This is a genomic window from Campylobacter sp. W0014 (assembly GCF_020135975.1).
Taxonomy (GTDB): Bacteria; Campylobacterota; Campylobacteria; order Campylobacterales; family Campylobacteraceae; genus Campylobacter_D.
Map to the genome: position 1 here is coordinate 1 of NZ_JACHTR010000055.1, position 2383 is coordinate 2383.

The 2383-nt window shown below is 26.4% G+C and carries 2 protein-coding genes and 2 pseudogenes; all 4 read right to left on the reverse strand.

Annotation, left to right across the window (positions count from 1 at the left end; all coding sequences use genetic code 11):
• A pseudogene (locus tag H2277_RS08790) lies at window positions 1–926 on the reverse strand (hypothetical protein); the annotation flags it as partial.
• Window positions 914–1774, reverse strand: coding sequence for a hypothetical protein (locus tag H2277_RS08795; protein WP_337201939.1), 861 nt, complete (start codon window positions 1772–1774; stop codon window positions 914–916). The gene H2277_RS08795 and the pseudogene H2277_RS08790, both read right to left, overlap by 13 nt.
• Window positions 1775–1789: 15 nt before the next feature.
• Window positions 1790–1963 carry a hypothetical protein gene (locus tag H2277_RS08800; protein ID WP_002873070.1) on the reverse strand — a complete coding sequence of 58 codons (174 nt, stop codon included), beginning with the start codon at window positions 1961–1963 and terminating at the stop codon, window positions 1790–1792.
• Window positions 1947–2383 (reverse strand): annotated as a pseudogene (locus H2277_RS08805) (hypothetical protein); the annotation flags it as partial. The pseudogene H2277_RS08805 and the gene H2277_RS08800, both read right to left, overlap by 17 nt.

Sequence of the window (2383 nt, forward strand, 5' to 3'; positions counted from 1 at the left end):
AGGATAGTCTGTTCTAAATTGGTTTGAGAGTTTGTATTGTCATCTTGCAAATATAATACCCCAGATGGCAGGATACGGGTTTTATAATATTCACGAAGTGAAGTTATAGAAGGAGTTAAAGAATTAAAAGATTGGTTTTGAAGTATTTGAAATACTCTTTTATAAATAACCATAGGTGTAATCTTTTCTTGATCTATAAAATGAATATTAACCGTTCTACCTATTTTTAAGGGATCTAATTCCTTTTCTAGAAAGAAATTTACAAATTCTGCAAGACTGCTATCACTTTCAAAATCAAAATTATCCTTTAAAGGATAAAGTTTTAGATTGGAAATACAAACAGGTTCATAAGTTTTAGCACTAATATGAAATTTTACATCTTTATTAAATGCTATACTTGTGCTTCCAAAAGCAAAAGCTCTTTTAGCATAATTGCCTGAATTTGTATCTAAATAATAATGAATTATTCTAACTGCCATTTTATTTTCATCGTATTTTTCGTATTTATTTTCTTCATTATTTTCTTTATCTTTAGTGCTTTTATCTTTATTCTTATTATCTTCATCAAGAAACGGATTTACACCTCCATATATCTTAGTTTTTATGATATCGTCTAATTCTAAAATATATGTTTCATTTTCTATTTTATCTTTAAATTCCCCAAGTTCTTTTTCACTAAAAACACTTTTGAAAAAATTTTGAAATATCCCAAAATTTGTAGCATTGGTATATCTATCTACATATTTCATATAATCAAGTGCTGAAGCTTGTATGATTATTTCTTTTTCATCTCTTGCTTTATAATCTTTAGCGATAAGCACACGGTTATCTTTTTTAGCTAAATTACTTGGTGGCGTGCTTTCTCCCCAAAGATAATAAGATAAAATTTCTACTCCATAATCGCCTTTTAAATTTAACGATGCCATTCATCCCTCCATTGCATATCATGAAATAATTGATAATATAATCCAGGAGGATCAAAGTCATAACGCATTTCAACTTCGCCACAATTTGTAATGGGATAATATATGTATTCATGATTGTTTTTATTATCTTTATTTTTCCAATATTCTACAGTGCCTTTTTTAAATTTAAAGTCATGGTCGTTTCCAATAAAATATTTTTGTATCATTAAAGCAAAAACAGAATAACCAAATTTTGAATAATAACCAGTATCACCACCAACGACAATAAATCTAATATCATAAGGCATAAAAGTAAAATCACCTAACCTATCTTGTAAGAGTAAAGAATATTTAAGCTCTAAATCATCTGTTAAAATTTTTTCCTCCTCAAAAGGTCTTACAATGCTAAAGCCTTGCATTATTTTTTGCATATTTTCTTCTTGGCTTTTATTAAGATCAATTTGTTTTGCAATATCATCGATACCAAATTGTTTGCCGTTGCTGTAAAATTGACAATTTAAACCTTTCTTTGCTTTTTCTTTGCTTGAATAATAGCAATTAGTGATATCAAGCCAATCTCCATCTGCATTCATAACTAGTGGATCATGTGCTTGGTTATAAAGCTTTTTAAGCAAATCTTTAGCAGCTCTTTCAAATAATTCATTTTGGCTTAATCTTCTACCTTCTTTTATGCAATAACCCTCTTGATTAAGTGTTACTATAGGACGTAAAGTCACTTTTACATAACCATTTTTAATTTCGGTATAAAAAAGTAATTTATATCCGATAAATAATATAGCTACAATCCAAGCTAATTTTTTTAATTTTGTATTAAATAAAAAATTAAGTCTATAAAAAAGTTTTTTCATTTATAATCCTAAAATCTAAGCTATTTTACAATAATACTTACAATAACCACTAGAATAATTTTTAATCTTTGCATTATGATTGTTATATTTTATATTCAAATCGCCTAGAAAACTTATCGTATTTAAAATAATAAGGTAATTTTCTATACCTTGTCTATCTTCAGGACTTAAATTATTTTCCACATGCATTTAATCTTCCTTTGGCAATATCTATGAAATGATTATATCTTTTTGCTCCATATATTGCTGGGTATATCATTTCTTGAATTTCGATTTTTAGTTTTGTTTTGTATAATAAATCCATTTTTTCATAAGAATTTATCATATTTTCTAATAATTGTTCTTTTTGGGGTATAGAGCAAATAAAGTTTTTATCTAGGCTTGAAGCAAATGGGATTAAATTAAAAAGAAAATAATCAGCATTAAAGGCTATTTTCATGAGTGCATAAGTGTCAGGCAATGTATCTATTTTATTGATAAAAATGATATATTTATCTATAATGCTTATAAAATTATTCATTTCATCTAAATTAGTAGTGCTATTAGAAGCAAGATAAAAGTAATTAAGATTATTTTCACTTTTTCTTCCAAATATACTTGTCTTATCTC